The sequence below is a fragment of the Halorubrum tibetense genome, assembly GCF_042661865.1.
GTDB classification, from domain to species: Archaea; Halobacteriota; Halobacteria; order Halobacteriales; family Haloferacaceae; genus Halorubrum; species Halorubrum tibetense.
This window is the reverse complement of record NZ_JBHSWW010000231.1, coordinates 1-3,914: the sequence shown is the minus strand read 5'-3', so window position 1 is coordinate 3,914 and position 3,914 is coordinate 1. Positions and strand designations below refer to the sequence as shown.

General features: G+C 67.1%; 7 protein-coding genes. 3 read left to right on the top strand and 4 right to left on the bottom strand.

Going from position 1 to position 3,914, the window contains the following annotated elements; all coding sequences use genetic code 11:
* On the top strand, positions 1-170 hold a 170-nt coding region (locus ACFQEU_RS12575; protein WP_379782648.1), incomplete at its 5' end, for a BtpA/SgcQ family protein.
* A 92-nt stretch (positions 171-262) separates the two neighbouring features.
* On the opposite strand, the gene ACFQEU_RS12570 is transcribed toward ACFQEU_RS12575, so the two are convergent.
* The 4 genes from ACFQEU_RS12570 to ACFQEU_RS12555 all read right to left on the bottom strand — a co-directional run bounded on the left by ACFQEU_RS12570 (position 263) and on the right by ACFQEU_RS12555 (position 2,280).
* Complete coding sequence (locus ACFQEU_RS12570) at positions 263-754, bottom strand: nucleoside deaminase (protein ID WP_379782646.1); 492 nt, start codon at positions 752-754, stop codon at positions 263-265.
* A gap of 24 nt (positions 755-778) precedes the next feature.
* Positions 779-1,186: a hypothetical protein gene (locus ACFQEU_RS12565; RefSeq protein ID WP_379782644.1), complete on the bottom strand. Its 408-nt coding sequence runs from the start codon at positions 1,184-1,186 to the stop codon at positions 779-781.
* A 94-nt stretch (positions 1,187-1,280) separates the two neighbouring features.
* On the bottom strand, positions 1,281-2,099 hold the full coding sequence (locus ACFQEU_RS12560; RefSeq protein WP_379782642.1) for a hypothetical protein: 819 nt from the start codon (positions 2,097-2,099) through the stop codon (positions 1,281-1,283).
* Positions 2,086-2,280, bottom strand: a complete 195-nt coding sequence (locus ACFQEU_RS12555) for a zf-TFIIB domain-containing protein (RefSeq protein WP_379782639.1) — start codon at positions 2,278-2,280, stop codon at positions 2,086-2,088. Before ACFQEU_RS12555 ends, ACFQEU_RS12560 begins: the two co-directional genes overlap by 14 nt.
* A gap of 345 nt (positions 2,281-2,625) precedes the next feature.
* Here ACFQEU_RS12555 and ACFQEU_RS12550 point away from each other — a divergent pair, with 345 nt between their 5' ends.
* Together ACFQEU_RS12550 and ACFQEU_RS12545 are read left to right on the top strand one after the other, a co-directional pair.
* The gene (locus ACFQEU_RS12550; RefSeq protein ID WP_379782637.1) at positions 2,626-3,243 is read left to right on the top strand and encodes a DUF4397 domain-containing protein; all 618 of its coding nucleotides are present in this window, start codon (positions 2,626-2,628) and stop codon (positions 3,241-3,243) included.
* A 208-nt stretch (positions 3,244-3,451) separates the two neighbouring features.
* Positions 3,452-3,914 (top strand): cell division protein CdpA domain-containing protein (locus ACFQEU_RS12545; protein WP_465261142.1); only part of this gene is annotated, 463 nt, incomplete at its 3' end.

Genomic DNA, 3,914 nt, shown 5'->3' with positions numbered 1-3,914 from the left:
CCGTGCTCGTCGGCAGCGGCGTCCGGCCCGACACCGTCGCGGAGCTACTGACGATCGCCGACGGCGCGATCGTCGGCACCGCGCTCAAACGGGGCGGCGAGACGACCGCCCCGGTCGACGCCGGCCGGGTTGAGACTCTGGTCGCGCGGGCCGACGAGGTCCGAGGGTAGGTCCTCGCCGACGGAGTCACCGGAGCCCCCGGAACAACTGGAACCGACTGGAGGGGGCCGCTCAAGAGGGCGGTGGGCCAGGCCAACCGGCGTCACGTGTCCGTCGCGCTGCCGCCGTCCGGGCGACCGTCCGTGCCGTAGAACTCGTTGTGGACGGCCATCGCCGCGTCGGTCGCGGCCGGCCCTTCGACCACGGTGTCCCCGCCAGCTCGGCGGATCACTTCGCCCGCCGGGATCGTCACGACGTCGCCCGTCCGCTCGTCGAGGGTCGCGCCCGAGACGCCGAAGACGACCCGACCGATTCCCGCGTAGTGGATCGCCGTCGTACACATCGGACACGGCTCCGTGCTGGCGTACATCGTACAGGCCGCGCGGTCGGCCGCGTCGAGCTCACGTCCGGCCCACCTCGCGAGGCGCAGCTCGGGATGAGCGGTGATATCGTCGTCAGTCCGCGTCGTGTTCCGTGCCTCCCGAACGACGTCGCCGTCGACGACCAACAGCGCGCCGAACGGCGTGTTCCCCGCCCCGACCGCCTCCTCGGCGAGCTCGATCGCCCGGTCCATGTGCGTGGTGTCCGTCCCCATACACCGGTGTGTACCCGACGGGTGCTAACTGTTCGTGTGATCGGTGGCTTCGTCGTCGGCCGATGGGCCGCCCCCGTCGCCGGCCACCCAGTCGTCGGCGTCGCCAGCTGACGACCCGTTCTCGCCGCCGGCCGACGGATCCTTCCCGTCCTCGTCGCCGGCCGGATCGGCAGCCGAGGTACGCACGTCCCGAAGCGCCTCCACGGCCTCGTCCGTCGCAGCCGATCGAGTTTCGGTGACTGCGGCGGGATCGAGCCCCTCGTCGGCCTCGGCATCAGGACCGCGGTCCGCATCGTCCGCGTCGTCCCCGTCGTCCGCGGGTTCGGTCGCGTCCGCCGACGGTTCCGGCGCAGCCCCGTCCATCGTCGACCCGTCGTCGGTCCCACCGGTGAGCCCGCCGAGCCAGTCGCGTAGTCGGTCGAGAACTCCCATGGTTCGGTGTCAGTAGTGTCGTAGACGTTCGTCCGAATCGTTCGGTTTGGTTGGTTCGTCCGGTCCGTCGGTCGTCATCCGGTTCGTCGGGTTCTCAGTAGTTCTTGAACAGCAACGCCCGCACGTCGTCTTTGGTACGGGCCGTCTCGACGCTCCCGTCGGGGAGGTCGACCTCGTAGCGAACGTCGCCGTCCCCCTCTCGCCACTTGTCGTCGTGGGTGTTAAGCAGGCTCATCATCGCGTTCAGCTGGGTCGTGCCGTCGTCGTCGGCGGCGGTGTCCGCATTATCCACGTCTTCGTTGTCCGCGTCTTCGTCGTCCGCGTCTTCGTCGTCCGCGTCTTCGGCTTCCTCGCCGTCTCCGTCCTCGTTGCCTTCGCCGCCCGAGTCTTCGTCGACAGCGACGTCGACGCCGATCGCCTCGAACGGGTCGGTCGCGAAGGCGGTCGCGCGGTCGAGGATCGCGTCGATCAGCGCGTCCTTCGTCATCTCGCTACGCCCGGCCACGTCGAAGGTGGCCGCCATCGTGTACAGGTCCGTCCCATCGGTCTCGTCCGGATCGCCGTGTTTCCGGTTCCGATCGGCGAGCCGTTCACGAACCGCCTCGCGGTCGAAGGGTGTCCCGAACGTTCCGGACCCGTCTCCCCCATCCGATCCCGGGTCATCGGTGGTGTCGCCTGTCTCAGCGGTACTCGGGCCGACAGCGCTCTCCTCCACCGCTTCGGCGGTGGTGCTCCCGTCGACCGGATCGGCGGTCCGACCGGGGTCGTCGACGGCCTCGGCGAGGTCGAGCAGGTACGCCAGCACGTCGTCGGTGTCGACGGTCGCGTACGCCCCGGCGTGTTCGTCGGCCAGCTCGGATCGTAGCGTCTCGATACGGTCCCGGTGCTCGTCGGGTATCTCAAGCGTTTCCATCGTTCTCCATGCTCCGTCCGAACCGTTCCAGCGCCTGCTCCCAGCTCTCGACGACGCGGGGTTCGCCGGAGTGGTCCGCCTCGACGCCGACGAACCCGCAGTCGTCACACGCGATCGCCTCGGCTCCGGCGAGCGCGAACGTCGTCAGCTCCGATCCACAGCGCGGACACTCGGTCGACACGGTCTATCGTGCGGATCGACGACGGGGTTCGTGAAAAACACAGGGGTCGACGATCGAATGCCCATCGCCTAACACACGACGCCCGACCGCCACACGGCTCATGTCCACCTCGACGTGAAATCGGGCAGCGGTTCGGACGCGAACCGGTTCTCGCGCTCTTTCGGTGGACTGACCGACCAATGAATCGGGTACCCCATTTCGATCTCGACCGATTACGAACGGATTATTCACTGTCCGGGAGACGCGCCGCCTGCGGACGTGAGGATTAAGCCGGACGAAATCCAGAAACACACGGTTATTTACATTATTACAAAGCCGTATCCAGGTAGTTTGTAGGGCGCAACTATGACAAACGAATCTCCGGTACGAATCGGCCACTGTGTCCCTGACGCTCCGGACGTGGACGTCCGCGTCGACGGTGAAATGGGATTCGAAGAGATCGCATTCACCGACCTCACAGACTACGCGGTCCTGCCGTCGGGTAGTCACGAAGTGACGATAAGCGCACACGGCGAGACGGCGTCGGTGACTGAGACCACCCTAGACCTCGATGACGACACCTCCTATACGGTGTTGGCGATGGGAGTCCTCGCCAAGGATGACATCGCAGTCACCGCGATGGTCGACGATCCGGGGAAGGTCCCGGACGGCATGTGTCACGTGCGGTTCGCCCATGCCTCCCCGGACGCGCCCGCAGTGGACGTCCGCGTCGCGGACGGCGGCCCGACCCTCTTCGAGGGGATCGGCTTCAGAGAGTCGTCGGAGTACGCACCGGTCGATGCCGGCACGTACGACCTCGAGGTGTGTCCGGCCGGCACCGACGATGTCGCCTTGGCGCTGCCGGATACGATCCTCGAAGGCGGGAGCGCCATAACAGCTATCGCCGTTGGACAAGTCGAGGACGGTTCCCTGAGCGCCGTGATAGCCGAAGACACTACCATGACGCTCGCCGCTGACGACTGATCGACCCCCTACACCCTGTGACACCCCTGGTCAACCGAGCCGTCCGCTGGCTCGGTTGGCGTCCAACCCCAGTTCGCTACACGGTCGCTTACTCGCGGTTCGCAAACGAGAACATGAACAGCGATCCGCCGCCGCCTTGCCTTGTCGTTCGCCTGCTGTATCGCTATCGGGGATAACAATCAAGACCGTCGGCGGAGACGGTCGATACATGAGCGAGTCGAGCGAGTCGAACGAAACCAACCCGCTGATGGGGTACTACCGGCAGTACATTGGGGACCCCGATCGGGCCGTGGACGTGTACGCCGGGTTCGGGCTCTTCTTCGTGGGGCTCGGGCTCGGGCTGGTCGGCGTCGCCGTGTTCCTCTACAGCGCGACGCTGCCGCCGAACTCCGAGTCGATGTACGCGGTCCGGCAAGTCGCGTCCGTGGCGGCCGCGCTGGGGCTGCCCGCGCTGCTTTTGGGGGTCGTCGTCCTCCTCCCGGTCGACCTTCGGATGCTGTACCTCGGCGCGGGCGGCGGCGCGGTGTGTCTCGCGGCGATCGGTCTGTTCGTCTGGGCATACCCGCACGCGTGGAACGTCACCAACCCGCCGGATTACAGCGCACAGGGCGTGGCCGTCTACAGCCTCGGGCTCGTCGCCGTGATCGGCGCGACCGGCGCGGCGCTCGTCG

Bases quoted from the DNA above. Each gene is read 5' to 3' on its own strand.
- ACFQEU_RS12565 (WP_379782644.1), bottom strand. From the start codon at position 1,186: ATGGGAGTTCTCGACCGACTACGCGACTGGCTCGGCGGGCTCACCGGT.
- ACFQEU_RS12550 (WP_379782637.1), top strand. From the start codon at position 2,626: ATGACAAACGAATCTCCGGTACGAATCGGCCACTGTGTCCCTGACGCT.
- ACFQEU_RS12570 (WP_379782646.1), bottom strand. From the start codon at position 754: ATGGGGACGGACACCACGCACATGGACCGGGCGATCGAGCTCGCCGAG.
- ACFQEU_RS12560 (WP_379782642.1), bottom strand. From the start codon at position 2,099: ATGGAAACGCTTGAGATACCCGACGAGCACCGGGACCGTATCGAGACG.